Raw genomic sequence first — 20,245 nt, 5'->3', positions numbered from 1 at the left:
ATAAAACCTTCTAATACAAACAGTTACAAAACGCCCGAAAAACAAGAAAGCCGTCAACGGGTTAACTTTGACTCACACAGAATTAACTCTATGGGTCACTTTTAACTCACTCCTGCGTAAAGTCACTTCGCTCAATGCCGTACTTCTTCATCCGCAGATAGAGCTTTTTACGGGGAATACCCAGCTTTTCAGCGGTCAGTTCCGCCACGCCTTTGTTTGCCTTTAATGCGGCAATAATCACCCCCCGCTCATAACTGGAAACCAGATCATCCAGATTGCTATTGGGGTCTGCAGGCGCGACTGCAAGACTCGTGTCTAAAGGCAGTCCCAGCACCCATCGCTCAGCGACATTACGCAACTCCCGCACATTTCCTGGCCAGGATTGAGCGCAAAGCTCTCTTAACAGCGTTTCAGGCACCGCACGACTTTCACGACCAAAACGCTGATTTGCCAGATCGGCAAAATGACTGAACAAAACCGGAATATCCTCCTTCCGCTGATCCAGACAGGGGATATCAATACTGGCAACATTCAGCCGATAATACAGGTCTTCCCGAAATGAACCTGCGTCAGACGCTTCACGCAGATCAACTTTTGACGCCGCCACTACCCGGATATCGATGCTGATGTCAGCGTTGCCACCCAGCCGTTGCAACACCCGCTCCTGCAACACCCTGAGCAACCTCACCTGCAAAGAGGCCGGCATGCTCTCTATCTCATCCAGAAACAGCGTGCCGCCACTGGCATACTCTATCTTGCCAATGCGCTTACTGTTGGCCCCGGTAAAAGCACCCGCCTCATGGCCAAACAGCTCACTTTCAATCAGGGACTCCGTCAGGGCACCACAGTTAAGCGCCACGAACGGTTTTTTCGCCCGGGGGCTAAAGTCATGCAGACACCTCGCAACAACCTCCTTACCGGTACCGGTTGCGCCATTGATGATCAGATCAACATCAATCTGCGCCAACTGCAGCACCGTTTCCCTGAGCCGCACGATCCCTGGAGTCTGTCCAACCAGACGATTATGAATTTCATGTTGTCCCTCAACCGTCTGACGTAAACAGCGATTTTCCAAAACCAACTGGCGTTTTTTCCAGGCCCGTTGAACGGTATTCAGATGGTGTTGAGGGTCATCATTCTTTTCCAGAAAATCGTAGGCACCCAGCCGTATAGCCTGAACTGCGATCGAAATATCGGAATGACCACTGAACATAATCACCGGAATTTCTGCATCGATCTCGAGTATTTTCTGCAGCACCTCAAGACCATCCATGCGATCCATTCGCACATCGCAGATAACCACGCCCTGCCAGCCCATAGAGCACTCAGCAATCGCCGTTAAAGGATTTTCAAACCCCACCGCTTCATAGCCTTCCAGCTGCAGAGTCTGAATCATCGATTCGCGGACAATCTCCTCATCATCTATAACGATGACCTGGCCATCACAGGTCGATGAGCTCATGCCTTGCTTCCCCGAAATTCTGGTAGCTGAATACAAAATGACGCTCCTTTTTCCGCCTCGAGATCCACGCTTAATTTGCCTCCAAAGCTATTAATAATGTTATACGAGATCGATAAACCCAGTCCGAGACTCTGGCCACGCCGCTTGGTGGTGAAAAAGGGTTCGAATATCTGCTCACGCAACTCGCTGCTGATTCCCGGACCATTATCCTTTACATAAATATTTAACCAGTCCTGGTGATGTCGACACTCAATACTGATCTTTTTATCAGCGTTATCTTTTATCGCATCCAGGGCATTGGTCAGCAGATTAAGCACCACTTGCTCAAGCTGCACCGGATCGGCATTAACCTGGTTCTGTTGCTGATCATAAACAACATCGATTGAGGTCAGCTTTCTGACTTCATCCCCCTCAAGCATCAGTAACACATTATCCACAACCTGCCGGATTTCAACGGCGATCAGATTATCTTTTTGCGGCCGGGCTAAGGATTTAAGGCGGGTAATAATGATCGTGGCACGTTTCTTAAGATTAGAGATCTGATTGAGGTTTTTTTCTACCTCCTCTAACCTGCCCGCCTGCAGAAATCTCAGGCCATTATGCGAGTAGTGGCCGATGGCAGACAGCGGCTGATTGATCTCATGAGCAATACCCGCTGACAGCTGCCCCAGGGCTGCCAGTTTACCGGCCTGCACCAACTCCTCCTGCAAGGTAGACAACTGATCACGGAAACTCACCAGCGAGCGGGCCATCGTGCCTATCTCATCCCCGCCTTTAACCAGCACCGGCTCATCCAGATTGCCATTGGCAATGGCGCGCATACTGGCATCCAGACGGGTAATTCTTGCGACCATATTACGACCGACATACAACCAGACTGTCAGAATGGAGAACAGTAAACTCATGGCAACCATCAACACCATCCAGACACGACCCTTTTGAATCGTCTCGCGGATATTATCGGCTGAATTAAGTGCGGCATCTTCGGTATTAGTGGTCTGAACCGCGATCAACTGGTTTAAATTATCCAGCTCCTCACTAATCTTAGAAAGCAGTTGCTCTCCGGCCTGCAGCGTCAGACGTTCCTGACTCCGTACAGAGAAGATATTGCCCTCTCCCCGGGTCAGTGACACGATACCCGTCACAGTTTCTTTCAGGTTTTGCAGGTCATAGAGATCGTTAACCTGCTGCAGGTCTTCATTAATACGCAGAATAATCAGGTCAGAATGAAGCTGAGTCGCAATCAGTGAATTGAGGTCAGGCAGGTGCCCTGCCCGATCGACTAAATTGGTTAGCAGGTTTACATCCGCTTCAATGCGATACAAACGTTGCAGATCAGCATTGATCTCACTGACGGAGTCTTTACCGAAATAGTTAGACACCGCCCAGGCGTCGGGATACCCCTGATTGATGCGACTAAAAAGATGAAGCTGGGCACGCTCGGTAACGGATCTGATCTCTGTCAGAAAGCTCGAGCCTGCCCACCTGAGGCGCTGATTTTCAGTTTTTTTCTGGCGCTGAATAGCAAACATCTGAAGCACATTGCTATCCAGTTCAGCCAGCGTCGACTTTAACGCTTTAATCTGTCCAAGGAGTTGTTCCTGCCCCTGATGATCCGGCGTAACAGCAGAGATTTGTGGTAGCAGGCCGGTCATAGCGTTTATGTTTGCATTTAATCCGGTCAGAATTCGCTGACGACTGTCCTCATCTTTGGCCGCCATCAGCGTCGGCGCCATCAGCGTTATCTTAGTTCCACCCTCTTTCAGATCGGCGATCAGACCCAGCGTCTGGATATTTCCCTCCACCAGCCGGTTCAACTCATCACCCAGACGGTTATACGATATCCAGCTGATAAGCGTTGCCAGCAGGGTAAGTGCACTCAGAACGCCAAACGCTAAGAAAAAACGTCCACGAATCCCCAGCTTATAACCTCTTTTCATAAATAGGACGCCATGCTATACCGATACTGAATGATAGCTATTTCAGAGCTCAAATAATAATTTTCCAGATATGCACTTTACCCGGTCTCACCCGTATCTGATATCAACCGGTTATAGTCAACCGCTATAATAATACGCTACTCTCGACAGCTGGCTGAAACTTTAACCCATGTAAGTAATAAACCGGTACTTATGAAAACCATACAACGTTACACAGTGGCAATGATACTGGCTCTGCTAGGCTCGGGTATAAGCAACTGCGTGATTGCAAACGATACGATCATCATTAAGGCCGTCGGCACCTGGGGATATTTCGCTAACTACCCAACCCATGAGGAGCCCTTCTGGAATCACCATATCGCCGAAGTATCCGGTGGCAGTATCGTCGGTGAAATAAAACCACAGGATGAACTCGACCTGAGGGGCTATGAGATCATGCATCTGCTTAAAAATGGCGTGTTTGATTTTGCCTTTGGTCTCCCCGGCTATGCGATGCAGGAAAACGAAATTTTCGAAGGCGCCGACCTCTCTTCACTGGTGCAGAATATAGCTGTACAGAAAAGAGTCGCTGATGCCTATTTTCCAACCCTGTCGCGGGCGTTTGCAGAAAAATACAATGCCCGGCTAATGATGCTCTATCCCTTCCCGAGTCAGATGATCTGGTGCAAACAACCGGTCAACAGTATTGCAGACCTGAAAGGAAAACGGATCCGGGTATTCTTAAGAACCCTGGGAGATTTCGTCGAGGGTGTCGGCGGCATTGCGGTCAACGTCGCCTATCACGATGTCCCTGATGCGCTGGCGAACAATCGGGTTGACTGTGTTATCACCGGAACCATGTCGGCCTACACGGTCGGGCTGCACAAACTCACGCCCTATGGCTTTACACTACGGGTTGGCTGGGGACTGGCATTCGGGGCCATGAACCTGACTAAGTGGAACCGCCTGAACGAGTCACAAAAAGAACTGCTGAACAGAGAGATAGCAACTCTCACAGAAAACATGTGGCAGCAAACCGCAACTGAAGATGAAATCGCACTGGCCTGTTTGTCTGGCGGCTCCTGTGCTATTGGCGAAGCCGGTAATATGACCCTGGTTAACCCCTCTGAAGCTGATCTGAAAATACGTGATAAAGTGGCTAAAGAGGTTATTCTGCCCCGCTGGACTGAGCGCTGTGGCCCTGAATGCACGGCCAACTGGAACCGAACCGTCGGTAAAGTGCTCGGTCTCAGGGCAGAGGCAACCCCCCAGTGAGTTCCTTCAAAAAGATGCACCTGTTTCAACGCTTTAATGAACTCTGCAGCCGGAAACCCTTAGGGGTCAGGCTACTAACCGCTATCCTGCTCTACAGTTCGGCCATCACCCTGATCGCCACCGGCACCCAGCTCTGGCTCGATTATCGTTATGAACGCTCGGCGATCAATGAACGTTTGCAACAGATTGAAGCCAGTTCACTAAACAGCCTTGCCAACAGTCTGTGGGAGATCAGCCCAACCCAGATACAGGTGCAGCTGGACGGTTTACTCCAACTGCCGGATATTCGCTATCTGGAGATCCGCTCCCAGTTTGGCAATATCTATACTGCTGGGAACAAGCCTCGTGTGGGCGCGACGGTTGAACGTCATTTCGAGCTGGACTACAGCGACACAACCAATAAAGCGGTTAAAGTAGGCGATCTGACCCTGATCGTCAGCCTGGAAGAGGTCTATCGTCGTCTGGCAGATAAGGTGCTGGTGATTCTCGCCTCTCAGGGGATCAAAACCTTTCTCGTTTCCATCTTTATCCTCACCCTGTTCAATCAACTGGTAACCCGACACCTCAGCACCATGGCTGCGTATGCCCGGCGACTCAGGCTCGACCAACTGGACACCCCACTCATCCTGAAACGCAAGCCCAGAGAAAAGGAGGATGAGCTCAGCCAGGTTGTCACCTCAATGAATCATATGCGGCAGTCGATGCTGACCGATATTGGCAAACGGAAAGAGGCCGAACGTTCACTGGCCCGGTTAAACGCTGAACTGGAACAGCGGGTTTCTGAGCGCACACAAGCATTGGAACAGAGTAACGAAGAGTTGCGCGCCACACTGGAGAAACTACAGGAAACTCAGCAACAGCTGGTTGAATCGAAAAAACTCGCCGCGCTGGGGGGATTAGTTGCCGGCGTCGCCCATGAGATAAATACACCGATCGGGATCGGCTATACAGCGGCCTCATTTCTGGCCGATCAGGCTGAACTCTACCAGCAACAACACCCCGACAACTCACTGGCCGGGACTGCGGTTGAAAGCAGTCAACTGATCTGTGAGAACCTTGAACGGGCAGCGCAACTGATCAGTGCCTTTAAACTGGTCTCGGTAGATCAGGCGAGTGAGCAGCGCAGACGCTTCGACCTGATCCAGTATATTGACGAGATACAGCGTTCACTAAAACCCAAGCTGAAACAGTCCAACCCCGACATAACAGTGCATGGGCCTGAACAGTTGATGCTGGACAGCTACCCGGGTGGGTTTTATCAGATTTTTACCAATCTGATCCTCAACTCATTACTGCATGGTTTTGATAACCAGCCCGGCGGCAAAATTACCATTGAGATAAAATCCTATGGCAACCGGATGCTTATAGACTACCGGGACAACGGTGTGGGTATCGCCGACGGCTGGCTCAAAAAACTGTTTGAACCCTTCATGACCACCCGGCGAAACCAGGGCTGCAGCGGGCTTGGCATGCATATTGTTTATAATCTGGTCAGTCAGTTGCTGCAGGGCCAGATAGTGTGTCTGCCAAGCGAGCATGGCGCACACTTTCAAATCGATCTGCCGCTAACACCCGAGCTGACATCAGTTGATTAGCCAGGACTCGATTAGCAAGAGGCATGACCGCTAGAAAAGGTTTCTATATTTATCCCAAATTAGCCGCTGTAAAAATCACATTGATAGAAATATACAGTCTGAGGGATAAAAAAAAGCCAGTGAACAAGTCACTGGCAAAATGTCGCCGCAATAAAACTTAATAACAAAGAAGGAGAAGATCAGACCCTCGAACACGGAAGCGTAACAAGGGTCGTGTTAATTACCGGTTGGTCTTAATATTGGTCCAGGCCCGGTTGAGGATACGGTCATACTTCTGACTATGGGCTCTCAAGGCAAACAGTGTTTCTTTCACCTCATCGGATGGGTAGATACCCGGATTATTAAAGATTTCCGCTTCGACATACTCATTCGCACCGAGGTTTGGCACCGCATACTTCACCATATTAGAGATTGATGAGCCGATCTTAGGCTCCAGGATAAAGTTGATGAACTCGTGGGCCCCATCAGGGTTAGGTGCATCAGCCGGAATCGCCATCACATCAAACCAGATCAGTGAGCCAATGTTAGGAACCGAGTAAGCGATTTCGCGTTCAGGATCGATTGTCTTCGCGATCGCATTGCCCGCCAGGATGATGCCGTTGAAACCCAGCGCCACACAGATATCGCCATTGGCCAGGTCATCGCGGTATGAGCCATTGTGGAAATACTTATAATTCCCTCTGGCAGCCCTGACCATCATCTCAGCTTTTTTCAGATCGCCTTTGTCTTCAGAATTAGGATCCAGGCCAAGATAATGCAACGCCATCGACATCGCTTCAGCTGGCGAATCAAGCAACGCAATACCACAGTCTTTCAGTTTTGCAGAAACCTCAGGGTCGAATACCATATCAAAGGTATTCTCAGGAATTTCACCTAAACGTTCCTTAATCATTTTCACGTTGTAACCCACACCGATACTGCCCCAGGCATAGGGAACACTGTATTGATTACCCGGATCGTACGTTTCAACTTTCTTTAAAATAACCGGATCAAGCTTGTTATAGTTGGGTATTTTTGATTTATCAATTTTCTGATAGATCCCGGTTTTTACATGGCGTTCCATAAAGTTTGCGGCAGGCACCACAAGGTCATACCGGGAACCACCAGACAGCAGTTTAGTTTCAAGTATTTCATTACTTTCATAAACATCATAATTGAGTTCTGTTTTCGATGTATCTCTGAAAACCTGCAGAGAATCATCCGGAATATAACCAAACCAGTTATAAACATTCACCTGAGCTGCACTGACTGAACATGAAGCAGTCAGCAGGCATAGTGAGAGAATCTTTTTATTTATTCGCATAACACCCTCTGAAACTTATAATATGTTTTATCATTTAAGAGTTATTAAAACTCAACAAATCTATCAGCAGCTATTGTATGAAGGGGATTATACAACAGCCCTGATAAAACTATCGTATTAGAATGATTTAGAGACGGAGAATACCACGGCATCCTGATTCGCCATGTGACCACTATCAACCGCATAGGTACTGGAGATATCCGTGTTCACATAGGCCAGCTTCAGATCAAGACCACTGAAGCTCTTGGTTACACCAACCGAATAATCCATATATTTATCCAGCATCAGCGTGGTCGGATCGTCAAACACCTCACCAAACGAGGAGCCTACGTGCAGCTCTAACCCCACACCCTCAGCAATATCTGTCTGATAGTTCAGATAGAGATACTGATACGCCTTACCTGAGTTAATGTAGTCAGGTGCATGCTCATAACCTAAGCGGAAACCATTGTAATTAAGCCCCAGCTTCAACTCAGCAAAATCCTGATCAACCTCATCACCCGGATACTGATAGTAAAAGAGGATTGCATCATAGGATATATCGTCGTTGATCGCACCGGCATAACCCGCCAGCAGATCGAGCTCAACCGTTGCGCCATCATCAAAAGGGTGTCCGGTCGGGAAAAAATCTACGTTACTGGCCCAAACGCTGGCGAACAAGCCACTCTGGTTATACCAGTCAATACCACCCTGAATGGCGAGCGACTCATTGGTCATAGAGACACCACGGTTACGCCATTCACTCAATACTGAAACATTGGCCCCCAGATCTGCCTGAGCCAGACCAGACACCGACAAAAGACTTAAGCCGATAGCTGCAATTGATTTAATATTCTTCATGTCACCCTCACGTTTACTTTTTTTAGTATGCAACCATCATTTCAGAGATTCTTTTGAGCCGGTATACCCCTATTTCATTAGTTGTAAAAACAGTGTCATCTAAACCGCCAATTTATTTATAACAACCCGCCATCCTCTATACCTAACGTGGTATTCCTGCTGAACTTAAATACGGTAATGTGACCGATATATGAGATATATTTTCAAATAAAAATTAAAAACATAATAAATAGTCAGAGGTTAATTACCTGACAGCCACAGCGATACCTTTTGTCCACACTTTAAGAAATGGATATGTTTAATGTCATACATAGCAGACAAGATAATTATCAACGGCAACATCCATACAATGGATGATAAAAATGAGAAAGCAGAAGCGCTGGCAATATATGGTGATAAAATCATCGCAGTAGGCAGCAATACTGAAATTAAAGCGCTGACTGACAATAATACGCAGATGGTCGATGCTCAGGGTCAGCTGGTGCTACCCGGTTTTCAGGATACTCATATACATTTTCAGGCCACCAGCGCCGATTTTTTCCATTATGTCTCGCTACATGAGATGAAAACAATGGATGATCTGCTTAATGAGATTGAGCGTTTTGCCAGAGAGAACCCCCACAAAGAGTGGATTAAGGGGATCGGTTTTAACCCCTCTATATTTAACGAGAACAATCTCACCAAAGAGCGACTGGATGCGGTGACCGGTGGACGTCCTGCACTGATTTTCTCGTTTGATTACCACAGCGGCTGGGCGAACAGCGAAGCGTTCCGCATTGCTGATGTCACCGTCGCAACCCCTGAACCTGCCAGTGGCAGCTATGCCCGCTGTACCGATGGTTCACCTAAGGGTTATATCTATGAAGATGCCATCTGGGCCATGAACCGGTTCTCTCCAGCGTTCAGTGACGAGGATTATTTCGAGGCGATGCAGCACTACTGCAAGGTATTCAACCAGCACGGTATTACCGGCGTTCTGGATGCCGTTGCCCCACGCAAAACAATGGAAAACTACCAAACTCTGAATAAGCTAGGCCAGCTATCTTTGCGGGTTGCGGCGACCTCAAAAATCTTTGCTCATCTGCCGCTGGCAGAGCAGATGCAAGAGCTCCTATCTCTGCGGGAAAGCTATGCCGATGATATGGTTTCACTGCATTCGGCAAAGTTCTTTCTCGACGGTGTGCTTGAAAGCGGCACAGCAACACTGCTGGAACCCCGTTGCGATACCGGATCAACCGCACCGCTGATGTTTGATCAGCCACTGATCAATGAGTTCTTTGCCGCATTTGATAAAGAGAAGTTCCAGCTGCATGTTCACACCATTGGCGATGGTGCGGTGAACGCGGCACTGAATGGTATCGAGTATGCCCAACAGGTTAATGGTTTATGGGATAGCCGACACCAACTGGCACACATACAGCTGGTAACCGCTGAAGACTTTCCCCGCTTCAAACAGCTGGGTGTTTACGGCAACGTGCAACCACTGTGGGCACAACCCGATCCGGACAATGATAAGATCGCCCTGCAAATGCTGGGTGAGGAACGCTATCGGCAAATTTATCCCATTGGTGAGCTGGTGCGTCAGGGAACGGTCTGCGCACTCAGCAGTGACTGGGGCGTGAGTACCTTTGACCCCTTCGCTATCATGCAGACGGCGCTGACCCGTCAGGTTTCCGGAGCCAATAAAAACTCACCGGCACACAACCCGCAATACCGCATCGATATCGATACCGCAATCAAAGGCTATACCATCAATGCAGCACGGGCAGCCTGGAGAGAGAAAACCACCGGTAGTTTAACGGTCGGTAAATTTGCTGACCTGATCATCCTCAATCAGGATCTCTATACCATCTCCCCATACGAGATTGAAAACACCAAAGTTGTGTTAACCCTGTTAGGCGGCAAAGAGGTCTACCGGGACACATCTCTCTGATCCGCAGATATACTGTATCAGCAAGTCTGCAACAGGCTTGCTGAATAATTTCAGGCCCTGTCTCGCCCTCCCAAAATTCCCATTCGACAAAAATTAACTAACCGATATACTATTGAGCAACCATGAGGTCAGAATCCCAGAGGAAGTATGAGTGGAAGATTCTTCAGAAAATGTATACCTGCTTGCCTCTAAGCTGATCGAGACGAGTGGTACTGACGCGTTTAATCCAGCCCTGCTCAGTCTGATCAACTCTGCCACACCCTGTGAATCCGTATTCGCCATTCACTTTCATAAAAATAGCCGTCCAACGATTCTGCTATCCCCTGATTCAACCCTGTTAACATCCAAAATAATGGATGAGTACCTGAACGGTTTCTATATGATCGATCCGTTCTATAATGCCTTTAAAGCGGGGCTGCCAACCGGTTTACACTTTATCAAAGAGATCGCCCCGGATGACTTTTTCGAAAGCACTTACTACACCGAGCATTACTGCAACCGGGGATATGAAGAAGCAGCCTTCGTCATAAATCTGGACAACGATTCACAGATACAGATATCACTCACCGTCATCGAAACCCCGGCGACAGTCGCCACACGAGAGCGGCTGCATGCGATATCACCACTGGTCATCTCAGCCTACAGAAAGCACTGGCAAAGTATAGAGAACACGCAGACAGCCTCACAACAGGCCAGCGATATCATCCACGAGCAGATCTCCAGTGTATTTAAAAACTTCGGCTACGGAGTGTTGACCGAAAGAGAAACGGAGCTAGCGATACTGATTATCCGGGGCTACTCTTTAATCGCTATTGCGGAAATGCTGGGTATCGCTCACGGTACGGCTAAAGTCCATTGCAAAAACCTCTACAGCAAACTGGAGATTAATTCTAAATCTGAACTGTTTTCGCTGTTTCTCGACCAGATCAGTTTGACTTAACCCCCATTCTTTCATCTTCAGCCTAAGTCAAATAACAGACACAGGTTGCCTTATACCTGCAGGGATAAGGCAACCGCTGCATTTCACAGATCCTCACCTTACTTATATTAAGCGCTGCTCTGATCGGCACAGCCCGACCAGAACGCACTGCCTGGCTCACGCGGTCTGTCTCAAACGGCCAGTCTCACTCAGTCCAGCGAAAAACAAGCTAAAGAGCTTACCAAAGCGCCTATTCAAAGACCTGCCAAAATACCGACCAAAATACCGACCATACGGGAAAGTTTGCCAGACAGCTCGTCTAAAATGCAGACAAAACCACGCCACACCTAAATAAAAACCTTAATAATCATAAAGTTAATTAAAATAACAGATTAAAGAACGTCACATCCCTACATTCAAATTTAATTTTTTGTATCCAAAAATACTTATTTACTGTAATTAATAGCCAATAATAGCTATTATTGGATACATAAAAACAATCAACACCTTTTTTGGAGTCCCTTCTATGTTCCCTAAAAACTGCTGGTATGTAGCCTGCACCCCTGATGAAATTGCTGAAAAACCTCTTGGCCGAAAAATCTGTGGCGAACAGATCGCATTCTTCAGAGATGGCGAAGGAAAAGTCGCTGCAGTAAAAGACTTTTGTCCTCATCGCGGCGCCCCGTTGTCCCTGGGCTATACCGAAGACGGTGGTCTGGTCTGTGGTTATCATGGATTAAATATCGGTCGGGACGGTAAAACCCGCTCCATGCCCAAGCAGCGGGTTGGCGGTTTTCCCTGTATGAAGAGCTATCCGGTAGAGGAACGCTATGGCTTTATCTGGGTGTGGACAGGCGATGCAGAACTCGCCAGTACCGATGCTATTCCCCATCTGGAATGGGCTGTCAGCGATGACTGGGCTTACGGTGGAGGGCTGTTTCATATCCAGTGCGATTACAAACTGATGATCGACAACCTGATGGACCTGACCCACGAAACCTACGTTCACTCCACCAGTATTGGTCAGAAAGAGATTGATGAAGCGCCGGTTAAAACCGAGAAAGTGGGCACTGAAGTTACCACCAGCCGCTTTATGGATAATGTTATTGCACCGCCCTTCTGGCAGGGAAACCTCCGCACGAAAGGCCTGCCCGATGATCAACCGGTGGATCGCTGGCAGATCTGTCGCTTTACCCCGCCCAGCCATGTGCTGATCGACGTGGGTGTAGCACTGGCTGGCAACGGTGGACGGGAAGCCCCTGCCGACAAACGGGTGAACAGTATTGTGGTCGACTTTATTACCCCGGAAACAGAAACCAGTCACTGGTATTTCTGGGGTATGGCACGCAACTTTAAAGCTGATGATCCGGCACTCACCGATGCGATTCGCGAAGGTCAGGGCGGTATCTTTTCTGAAGATCTGGAAATGCTGGAATTGCAGCAAAAAAACCTGCTGGCCAATCCTGAGATGCGACTTCTGAAACTGGACATTGATGCCGGTGGCGTTTTCGCCCGGCGCATTATTGATAAGCTGCTAAAAGAGGAAAACTCAGCCGCCACTGAGTCTTCACTGGCCTGATACCGGCTCAATTGGCTACCTGATGAAGATCCGGAGAGTTAACTATGTTTGAAGTCGAAGTCACCGCCAAGGTAAAGGAAACAGATGATATTCATCTGTTCCGCCTGGCACGTACCGATAATTCAGCACTGCCGGCCTTTAGTGCCGGAGCACATATTGATCTGCACCTGCCCAATGGGCTGGTGCGACAATATTCGTTGTGCAATCCGCCCCATGACCACCACTGTTATGAAATTGGTGTGCTCAACGACCCGGATTCCCGGGGTGGTTCGGTCACCCTGCATGAGTCAGTTAATGTGGGGGACCGTTTAACCATCAGCGAGCCACGCAATCTGTTTCCGCTGGAACACAGCGCCGCTCACCATCTGTTAATAGCGGGTGGAATTGGCATTACCCCGCTGCTTTGCATGGCGGAACGTCTGGCTCACACAGATGCCAGCTTTTCGTTGCATTACTGCGCCAAATCCCCGGCGCACGCCGCGTTTGTTGAGCGCATTAACACGTCTGAATTTGCTGACCGGGTAACATTCCACTTCAGCCAGACGGAGGGCCGCCTGGATATGCAGGCACTGCTTGCCGATCCGGACAAAGGCACTCACCTCTATACCTGTGGCCCAAATCCTTTTATGGATGCAGTGCTACAAACAGCAGCCGCACAAGGCTGGGATGACTCCCGCTTACACCGGGAATATTTTGCCGCGGCAAGCGGCTCAACCGAAGCCGATAGCGCTTTTGAAATTCAGCTTGCCAGTAGCGGCGAAGTGATTCAGATCCCGGCGGATAAGAGTGCGCTGGACGTTTTGCTGGATCTGGATATCGATATTCCGTTTGCCTGTGAAGAGGGGGTTTGCGGTTCATGCTCTACCCGCCTGCTATCCGGCGATCCGGATCACAGGGATGTATATATGTCCCCTGAGGAACACGCTAAAAACGAAGAGTTCGCCCCCTGCTGCTCCCGCGCCAAAAGCGCGCGATTAGTGCTGGATATATAAACATCGGGCTACTGACTAGCTGATAAGTATTGAATAAAACACTGTGCTGTATCCAATAACAATAAATAACCTTTAAAGGTACCTACATGAAACTAAAAACAACAATTAAACGATCTATGGCTGTCTGTGCTTTATTACTGGGGGCTGGCAGCGCCATCGCGGCTGAACCCGAATTCACCTTTAAGCTTCACCATATGCTCCCCCCACCCTCTAATGCGCATACCAATTTCCTCGTGCCATGGGCTGATAAAGTCATGGCCGAATCAGGCGGACGGATAAAAATTGATATCTACCCGTCAATGCAACTGGGTGGCAAACCACCTCAGCTATTTGATCAGGTACGTAAAGGTATCGTAGATATTTCCTGGACTGTCACCGGATACACACCCGGCCGCTTCCCTAAATCAACCGTATTTGAGCTTCCTTTCATGGCCGCTGATGCAAAATCAGTCAGCATGGCAATACAGGATTATGCCGAACAGGAGATGGCTGACGAGTTCAAAGATGTGCACCTGCTGGCGATGCACGTTCATGCACCCGGCTCCCTGAACTCGCGTGATAAAGCGATTCATACAGCGAAAGATATGGACGGTCTGACGGTACGTGCGCCCAACAAAGTCATGGCTAGCGCATTTGAAGCACTAGGTGCTAACACCGTCTTCATGCCGGTACCACAGATGCCCAGCGCTTTGTCGAAGGGTGTCATCGATGTTGCCGTCCTGCCTTTTGAAGTTGTAAAACCACTGAAAATACATCAGTTAGTTAAACATCACACAGAGATCCTGGGAAAACGCGGCCTGTATGCAAATAGCTTTGTCTTCAGCATGAATAAAAAAGCCTATGAAAGCCTCCCGGCTGATCTGCAAAAAGTGATCGATAATAACTCAGGGGTTGAGCTTGCTGGATTTATTGGTAAGGCGTTCGACACCTATGAGAAAACCGGCCGACAGGCCGCGGTTGATCAGGGAAACGAATTATACCAGCTACCCGAATCTGAAATTGCCGCCTGGAAAGACAAGCTGGCATTCGTAACAGAAGACTGGCTGAAACAGATGAAAGCCGATGGCTATGAATCTCAGATGCTGCTGGATAAGGCGAATGCGCTGATCGATAAGTATCAGGCCGCGAATCAGTAATAATCTGACTGATGACTCCCACCAGAGACCCCGGGTAAAACCAGGGTCTCTTACAGACCAGGTCAAGATACCAGACATCCTGTTCATAAAAACAGGCGGACTAAAGCAGCTGAAACATCACCTTATTCAACCCCTACCGCTTCAGCAATTATTTCACGAAACCAGTGCAGTGCAGGAGACTCCAGACCGCGTCTGGACCAGTACAGGGCCACCTCAAACGAAGGCACCGCAAACGGCAACGAATAGATCTTCAGAGGCACAATTTCGGAAAAAGCGAAGGCAATTTTACGTGGCAGAATAACCATTAACGGTGAATGTTTAAGCAATGATGGCAGCACCGAAAAATGCGGCAACACTAAACTGACTTTGCGCTGCAGCCCCATATCAGCCAGAACCTCTTCCGCTAAACCATGACCCAGGCTGCGCGTCACCAGTGCATGTTTCTGGTTCATGAACTGTTCGAGTGTCAGTTCATCACAATCCGGGGCGAACTGCTGGTGCATGACACAGACATAGCTCTCTTCCAGTATCACCCGACGCTCAATTTGCGCCCCGGGAATAGTCCGGCTACAGATCACCGCATCCACTTTCCCGCTTGAAAGCCACTCCTCCACCTTGTCGATCTCCAGTGGCAACACCTCCAGCTCAACGCCCGGTGCCTGCTGCTGAAGCTTTTTGAATATATAGGGCAGCAGTGCCATCTCACCCAGATCCGTCATCGCCAGCGTGAAGCGTTTCTCCGTCACCGACGCTTCAAAATTACGCGCGCTGTCCACGGTGTGTTCGATGGTCTGCAACGAATCGCGAAACACCCCGTACAGCTGTGTGGCGTAGACGGTTGGCTCCATCCCCTCCCTGCCCCGCACAAATAAGCGGTCCTTGAAGATCTCCCTTAATCGGGACAACGCATAACTAACCGATGGTTGAGTGACAAACAGTTTATCCGCCGCCAGGGTGACACTTTTGGCTTCATAGAGGGTGACAAAGGTGCGGATAAGATTGAGATCGATACTGGGCAAAATAAATACCATCTATTTTATATAGAAATACTATCAATTGGATAAATTAAAGCAGTCTTTATATGGTAGGGGCAAGTGTTAATTAATCGAGACGATAACAATGGCAACAGTGCATTCAGCAACCTACCAGCTACTGCGTAAACAAGGTATCAACAAAATCTTTGGCAATCCGGGTTCTAATGAGTTGCCATTCCTCAAGGATTTTCCTCAAGACTTTGAATATATCTTAGGCCTTCATGAAGGTGTTGTGATGGGGATAGCCGACGGATACGCGCTGTCCAGCGGTGAACCGGCGATGGTCAACCTCCATGCGGCGGCCGGAACCGGCAACGCCATGGGTGCGCTGACCAACGCCTGGTATTCTCATTCGCCACTGGTTGTCACCGCTGGCCAGCAGGCCCGCTCGCTGGTGGGGGTTGAGTCGATGCTGTCAAATGTTGACGCAACCCAGCTTCCCCGTCCACTGGTGAAATGGAGCTACGAGCCCAGCTGGCATGGTGATGTCCCCCGGGCCATCAGCCAGGCGATCCATATGGCGACTCAGCCCGCGCGGGGCCCGGTCTACGTTTCTATTCCCCATGATGACTGGCAGCAGGAGGTTGATGATGATGCCCTGCTGCTGGCAGACCGTGACGTTGCCACCGCAGGTATGCCCTCGACTGCACAACTGACTAAACTGGCCGACCGGTTGAATAACGCAGAAAACCCGGTGCTGGTACTTGGCCCCGACATCGACGCTTATCATGCCAACGAGTTAGCGGTACAGCTGGCTGAAAAAATTGCCGCGCCGGTATGGGTGGCGCCTTCTGCACCCCGCTGTCCTTTCCCGACCCGTCATGCCTGTTTCCGCGGCACCCTCCCGGCAGCCGTTGCCGGGGTATCCGCAAAGCTTGCGGGTCATGATCTGATCATCGTTATCGGTGCGCCGGTATTTCGTTATCATCAACACGCCCCTGGCCGCTATCTGCCAGAAGGCGCAGAACTGGTGCAACTGACCTGCGATCTGCAGGAAGCCTCAAGAGCCCCCATGGGTGATGCGCTGGTGGGCGATATCAGTGGCATGCTGAGCGCGCTGCTGAAAGCGACACGACAGACCCAGCGCAGTATGCCTGTGGCACTTCCCGTTCCTGTTCCAGCCCCGGATGTGACGGAAGGTCCGCTGACGCCGGAGATCATCTTCGATGAGCTCAACGCGCTGGCACCGGATGATGCAATCTACGTTAAAGAATCCACCTCCACTGTTACTGCCTTCTGGCAGCGGGTTGAGATGCGTCATCAGGGGAGTTATTTCTTCCCTGCGGCTGGCGGTCTGGGCTTTGGTTTACCCGCTGCGGTGGGAGTGCAACTGGCCCAACCTGACCGACAGGTGATTGGTGTTATCGGCGATGGCTCAGCCAACTATGCCATCACCGCACTCTGGACCGCCGCTCAATATCAGATTCCGGTGATTTTTATCATCCTGAAAAATGGAACCTACGGTGCCTTACGCTGGTTTTCCCGCATTCTGGACGCTGAAGACTCTCCAGGACTGGATGTCCCCGGACTGGATTTCTGTGCCATCGCCCAAGGCTATGGTGTCGAATCCATTGAGATAAACAGCCGTGAACAGTTTCAGACTGAATTTAAAAATGCGCTCAAAGCAAAGGGGCCGGTGCTGCTGGAAATACCCACCACGACGATTGAACCCTGAGCAACAGATAAAACAAAAATAATGACTAAGAAAGGAACATAATAATGACAAAACTATTCCCCAAAATAGCATTAGCGGCGTCACTGGCATTCGCAACTGGCGCCAGTTCTGCAACCGAGACTCTGCGTTTTGCACACTTCTGGCCGGCAACGTCAGCAGTCAACACTGAGGTGTTTGAAGCCTGGGCCAAAACCGTTGAAGACGCGTCAAATGGTCAGATAAAGATTGATATGTATCCATCGCAAACACTGGTAAAAGCCGCTAAATCATACGATGGTGCGGTCAATGGTCTGGCAGATATTACCGGCGTGGTTCAGGGTTACTCCGCCGGGCGTTTTCCACTGACAGAGATCGTAGAGCTACCCGGCATAACGGCATCAGCCTTTCAGGGTTCCTGTATCCTCCAAAGCCTGTATGACTCAGGCGACGTGGCTCATGAATACGATGACACCCACGTGCTGTTTATGTTTTCCACCGGCCCCGCATATCTGCATACCCGGGAGAAAGAGGTTAAGGTACCGGCTGATCTTGCCGGACTGAGAATGCGTCGTCCCAATGAAGTTGCCGGCTCGATGCTGGCTGAGATGGGGGCAGCACCCGTTGGTATTCCGGCTCCAGGCATTTACGAAGCGCTGGAGCGCGGTGTGGTTGACGGTCTGAGCTTTCCGTTTGAAGCGATGAAGATCTTCCGCATCAATGAACTGACAAACCATCATGTCCAGATCCCGTATGGCAGCAGCACCTTTGTCGCTACAATGAATAAGCGTACTTACGAAAGCCTCTCACCTGAGCTGAAAAAGGTTATTGATGATAACAGTGGTATGAAATGGGCGATGAAAGCGGCCAAAGTATTTAACCGTCTGGATCAGGAAGGCCTGGCCGAGGCCAAAGCGCAGGGGGATAGCATCCATGTTATTAACGATCCGCTGAACGATCCTGAATGGGGTATGCCGCTTAAAAATGGTACTGAGAAATATCTCAGAAACATTGAAGAACGTGGCGCCACCACCGCCCGTGAAGTGTACAAAAAAGCCACCGAACTGCGTAGCAAGTGCGAAGCATAAAACAAGAAAAGGGTAATCAGATGAACAACATCTCTTTGTTAATCGCCGGTAAAGATCAGCCAGCCACTAAGAATGCAACCTTTCAGCGCTGTAATCCACTCAGCGCTGAAGTGGTCACCGTAGCCGCTGCAGCCACTGCCGATGATGCCAGGGCGGCAGCAACCGCTGCGGCAACCGCTTTTAAAACCTGGTCCCAGTCCGGCGTTGGTGAACGCCGGGCGAAACTACTCAAAGCGGCTGATATTATGGAGTCCTATCAGGATGAGTTTATTAGCCGGATGATGGCAGAAACAGGTGCCACCCCAGCCTGGGCCGGATTCAATGTCATGATCGCGGCAGGGGTTCTGCGGGAAGCGGCATCGCTGACCACACAGGTTGGCGGTGAAATCATTCCTTCAAATGTGCCTGACAATATGGCGATGGGTATCCGTGTCCCTTGCGGGGTAGTACTGGGTATCGCCCCCTGGAACGCGCCGATTATTCTGGGTACACGGGCTATCGCGACACCGATCGCCTGCGGTAACACCGTGGTACTGAAAGCCTCGGAACAGTGTCCGGCCACCCACCAGCTGATCGGTCAGGTACTTAACGAAGCCGGTCTCGGTGACGGTATCGTCAATGTCATCACTAACGCCCCGGAACAGGCGGGTGAAGTAGTAACAGCCCTGATTGAGCATGAAGGCGTGCGCCGTATCAACTTCACCGGCTCTACCGGTATCGGCAAAATCATCGCCGAAAAAGCCGCACGTTATCTGAAACCGGTGCTGCTGGAGCTGGGCGGCAAAGCCCCCTTTGTTGTGCTGGAAGATGCCGACCTGGACGCAGCGGTTGAAGCGGCGGCCTTTGGGGCATTTTTCAACCAGGGGCAGATCTGTATGTCCACCGAACGGCTGATCGTGGTTGATTCAGTAGCGGATGAGTTCGCCAGCAAACTGGCTGCCAAAGCTAAAACACTGGTCGCCGGAGATCCGCAGGACAGTAACAATCAACTCGGTACTCTGATCAGCACTCAGGCCGGTCTCAAACTCAACGACCTGCTCGAAGATGCCCTAAGCAAGGGCGCCAACCCGCTATCGGGTGGCAAGGCTGAAGGTGTCATCATGCAGGCAACCCTGGTCGATAACGTCACCTCAGATATGCGCCTTTACAGCGAAGAATCTTTTGGCCCGTTGGTGGCGATGATTCGTGTCAAAGATGAAGATGAAGCGGTCCGTCTGGCGAACGACAGTGAATATGGTCTGTCGGCAGCAGTATTCAGCAAGGATATTGCCCGGGCGCTGGCCGTTGCCAAACGGATCGAATCGGGTATCTGTCATATCAATGCACCGACCGTCCATGATGAGCCACAGATGCCGTTCGGTGGAGTTAAATCCAGTGGTTATGGTCGCTTTGGTGGTAAAGCCGGGATTGAAGAGTTTACCGAACTGCGCTGGATGACTATTCAGCTTGGCCCTAGACACTATCCCATCTGATTCGCACCAGCGATATCTCTTCTGCCGCGGAGGCTGTACCCCTCTGC

The 20,245-nt window shown here is 50.0% G+C and carries 15 protein-coding genes; 10 read left to right on the top strand and 5 right to left on the bottom strand.

The window, feature by feature from the left end:
- Positions 1–106: 106 nt before the first annotated feature.
- Together KDX31_03565 and KDX31_03560 are read right to left on the bottom strand one after the other, a co-directional pair.
- On the bottom strand, positions 107–1,462 hold the full coding sequence (locus KDX31_03565; GenBank protein ID UTW04105.1) for a sigma-54-dependent Fis family transcriptional regulator: 1,356 nt from the start codon (positions 1,460–1,462) through the stop codon (positions 107–109).
- Positions 1,459–3,402 (bottom strand): HAMP domain-containing protein, encoded by a 1,944-nt coding sequence (locus tag KDX31_03560; protein ID UTW04104.1) that lies wholly within the window; start codon positions 3,400–3,402, stop codon positions 1,459–1,461. Before KDX31_03560 ends, KDX31_03565 begins: the two co-directional genes overlap by 4 nt.
- 222 nt (positions 3,403–3,624) lie before the next feature.
- Here KDX31_03560 and KDX31_03555 point away from each other — a divergent pair, with 222 nt between their 5' ends.
- Positions 3,625–4,656: a TRAP transporter substrate-binding protein gene (locus KDX31_03555; protein UTW05288.1), complete on the top strand. Its 1,032-nt coding sequence runs from the start codon at positions 3,625–3,627 to the stop codon at positions 4,654–4,656.
- 14 nt (positions 4,657–4,670) lie between these two features.
- Positions 4,671–6,251, top strand: coding sequence for a histidine kinase (locus KDX31_03550; protein ID UTW05287.1), 1,581 nt, complete (start codon positions 4,671–4,673; stop codon positions 6,249–6,251).
- A 220-nt stretch (positions 6,252–6,471) separates the two neighbouring features.
- On the opposite strand, the gene KDX31_03545 is transcribed toward KDX31_03550, so the two are convergent.
- Complete coding sequence (locus KDX31_03545) at positions 6,472–7,554, bottom strand: polyamine ABC transporter substrate-binding protein (GenBank protein UTW04103.1); 1,083 nt, start codon at positions 7,552–7,554, stop codon at positions 6,472–6,474.
- 117 nt (positions 7,555–7,671) lie between these two features.
- Complete coding sequence (locus tag KDX31_03540) at positions 7,672–8,394, bottom strand: TorF family putative porin (protein UTW04102.1); 723 nt, start codon at positions 8,392–8,394, stop codon at positions 7,672–7,674.
- A 301-nt stretch (positions 8,395–8,695) separates the two neighbouring features.
- Between KDX31_03540 and KDX31_03535 the strand changes: the two genes are divergently transcribed.
- The 5 genes from KDX31_03535 to KDX31_03515 all read left to right on the top strand — a co-directional run bounded on the left by KDX31_03535 (position 8,696) and on the right by KDX31_03515 (position 14,953).
- Positions 8,696–10,327, top strand: a complete 1,632-nt coding sequence (locus KDX31_03535) for an amidohydrolase (GenBank protein UTW04101.1) — start codon at positions 8,696–8,698, stop codon at positions 10,325–10,327.
- 151 nt (positions 10,328–10,478) lie between these two features.
- Positions 10,479–11,267 carry a hypothetical protein gene (locus KDX31_03530; GenBank protein ID UTW04100.1) on the top strand — a complete coding sequence of 263 codons (789 nt, stop codon included), beginning with the start codon at positions 10,479–10,481 and terminating at the stop codon, positions 11,265–11,267.
- A gap of 505 nt (positions 11,268–11,772) precedes the next feature.
- On the top strand, positions 11,773–12,825 hold the full coding sequence (locus KDX31_03525; protein ID UTW04099.1) for an aromatic ring-hydroxylating dioxygenase subunit alpha: 1,053 nt from the start codon (positions 11,773–11,775) through the stop codon (positions 12,823–12,825).
- 44 nt (positions 12,826–12,869) lie between these two features.
- On the top strand, positions 12,870–13,817 hold the full coding sequence (locus tag KDX31_03520; GenBank protein UTW04098.1) for an oxidoreductase: 948 nt from the start codon (positions 12,870–12,872) through the stop codon (positions 13,815–13,817).
- A gap of 86 nt (positions 13,818–13,903) precedes the next feature.
- Positions 13,904–14,953 carry a TRAP transporter substrate-binding protein gene (locus KDX31_03515; protein UTW04097.1) on the top strand — a complete coding sequence of 350 codons (1,050 nt, stop codon included), beginning with the start codon at positions 13,904–13,906 and terminating at the stop codon, positions 14,951–14,953.
- Between the two features lie 122 nt (positions 14,954–15,075).
- Here the strand turns inward: KDX31_03515 and KDX31_03510 are convergent, their stop codons facing one another.
- Positions 15,076–15,972: a LysR family transcriptional regulator gene (locus KDX31_03510; protein UTW04096.1), complete on the bottom strand. Its 897-nt coding sequence runs from the start codon at positions 15,970–15,972 to the stop codon at positions 15,076–15,078.
- Between the two features lie 100 nt (positions 15,973–16,072).
- Between KDX31_03510 and mdlC the strand changes: the two genes are divergently transcribed.
- From mdlC to KDX31_03495, 3 genes are read left to right on the top strand one after another with little or no spacing between them, the layout of a single operon-like run.
- On the top strand, positions 16,073–17,662 hold the full coding sequence (gene mdlC / locus KDX31_03505; GenBank protein UTW04095.1) for a benzoylformate decarboxylase: 1,590 nt from the start codon (positions 16,073–16,075) through the stop codon (positions 17,660–17,662).
- Positions 17,663–17,706: 44 nt separating this feature from the next.
- On the top strand, positions 17,707–18,726 hold the full coding sequence (locus KDX31_03500) for a TRAP transporter substrate-binding protein (protein UTW04094.1): 1,020 nt from the start codon (positions 17,707–17,709) through the stop codon (positions 18,724–18,726).
- 20 nt (positions 18,727–18,746) lie between these two features.
- Complete coding sequence (locus KDX31_03495) at positions 18,747–20,198, top strand: aldehyde dehydrogenase (GenBank protein UTW04093.1); 1,452 nt, start codon at positions 18,747–18,749, stop codon at positions 20,196–20,198.
- Positions 20,199–20,245 lie beyond the last annotated feature (47 nt).

This window comes from Amphritea atlantica (genome assembly GCA_024397875.1).
Classification (GTDB): domain Bacteria; phylum Pseudomonadota; class Gammaproteobacteria; order Pseudomonadales; family Balneatricaceae; genus Amphritea; species Amphritea atlantica_B.
The sequence above is the reverse complement of the archived record's forward strand: the minus strand, read 5'-3'. Positions and strand labels throughout refer to the sequence as shown.

Excerpts from the sequence above, each read along its gene's own strand:
- KDX31_03560 (UTW04104.1), bottom strand. The coding sequence starts at position 3,402 with ATGAAAAGAGGTTATAAGCTGGGGATTCGTGGACGTTTTTTCTTAGCG.
- KDX31_03515 (UTW04097.1), top strand. The coding sequence starts at position 13,904 with ATGAAACTAAAAACAACAATTAAACGATCTATGGCTGTCTGTGCTTTA.
- KDX31_03500 (UTW04094.1), top strand. The coding sequence starts at position 17,707 with ATGACAAAACTATTCCCCAAAATAGCATTAGCGGCGTCACTGGCATTC.
- KDX31_03535 (UTW04101.1), top strand. The coding sequence starts at position 8,696 with ATGTCATACATAGCAGACAAGATAATTATCAACGGCAACATCCATACA.
- KDX31_03525 (UTW04099.1), top strand. The coding sequence starts at position 11,773 with ATGTTCCCTAAAAACTGCTGGTATGTAGCCTGCACCCCTGATGAAATT.
- KDX31_03520 (UTW04098.1), top strand. The coding sequence starts at position 12,870 with ATGTTTGAAGTCGAAGTCACCGCCAAGGTAAAGGAAACAGATGATATT.
- KDX31_03495 (UTW04093.1), top strand. The coding sequence starts at position 18,747 with ATGAACAACATCTCTTTGTTAATCGCCGGTAAAGATCAGCCAGCCACT.
- KDX31_03555 (UTW05288.1), top strand. The coding sequence starts at position 3,625 with ATGATACTGGCTCTGCTAGGCTCGGGTATAAGCAACTGCGTGATTGCA.
- KDX31_03550 (UTW05287.1), top strand. The coding sequence starts at position 4,671 with ATGCACCTGTTTCAACGCTTTAATGAACTCTGCAGCCGGAAACCCTTA.
- mdlC (UTW04095.1), top strand. The coding sequence starts at position 16,073 with ATGGCAACAGTGCATTCAGCAACCTACCAGCTACTGCGTAAACAAGGT.
- KDX31_03540 (UTW04102.1), bottom strand. The coding sequence starts at position 8,394 with ATGAAGAATATTAAATCAATTGCAGCTATCGGCTTAAGTCTTTTGTCG.
- KDX31_03565 (UTW04105.1), bottom strand. The coding sequence starts at position 1,462 with ATGAGCTCATCGACCTGTGATGGCCAGGTCATCGTTATAGATGATGAG.
- KDX31_03545 (UTW04103.1), bottom strand. The coding sequence starts at position 7,554 with ATGCGAATAAATAAAAAGATTCTCTCACTATGCCTGCTGACTGCTTCA.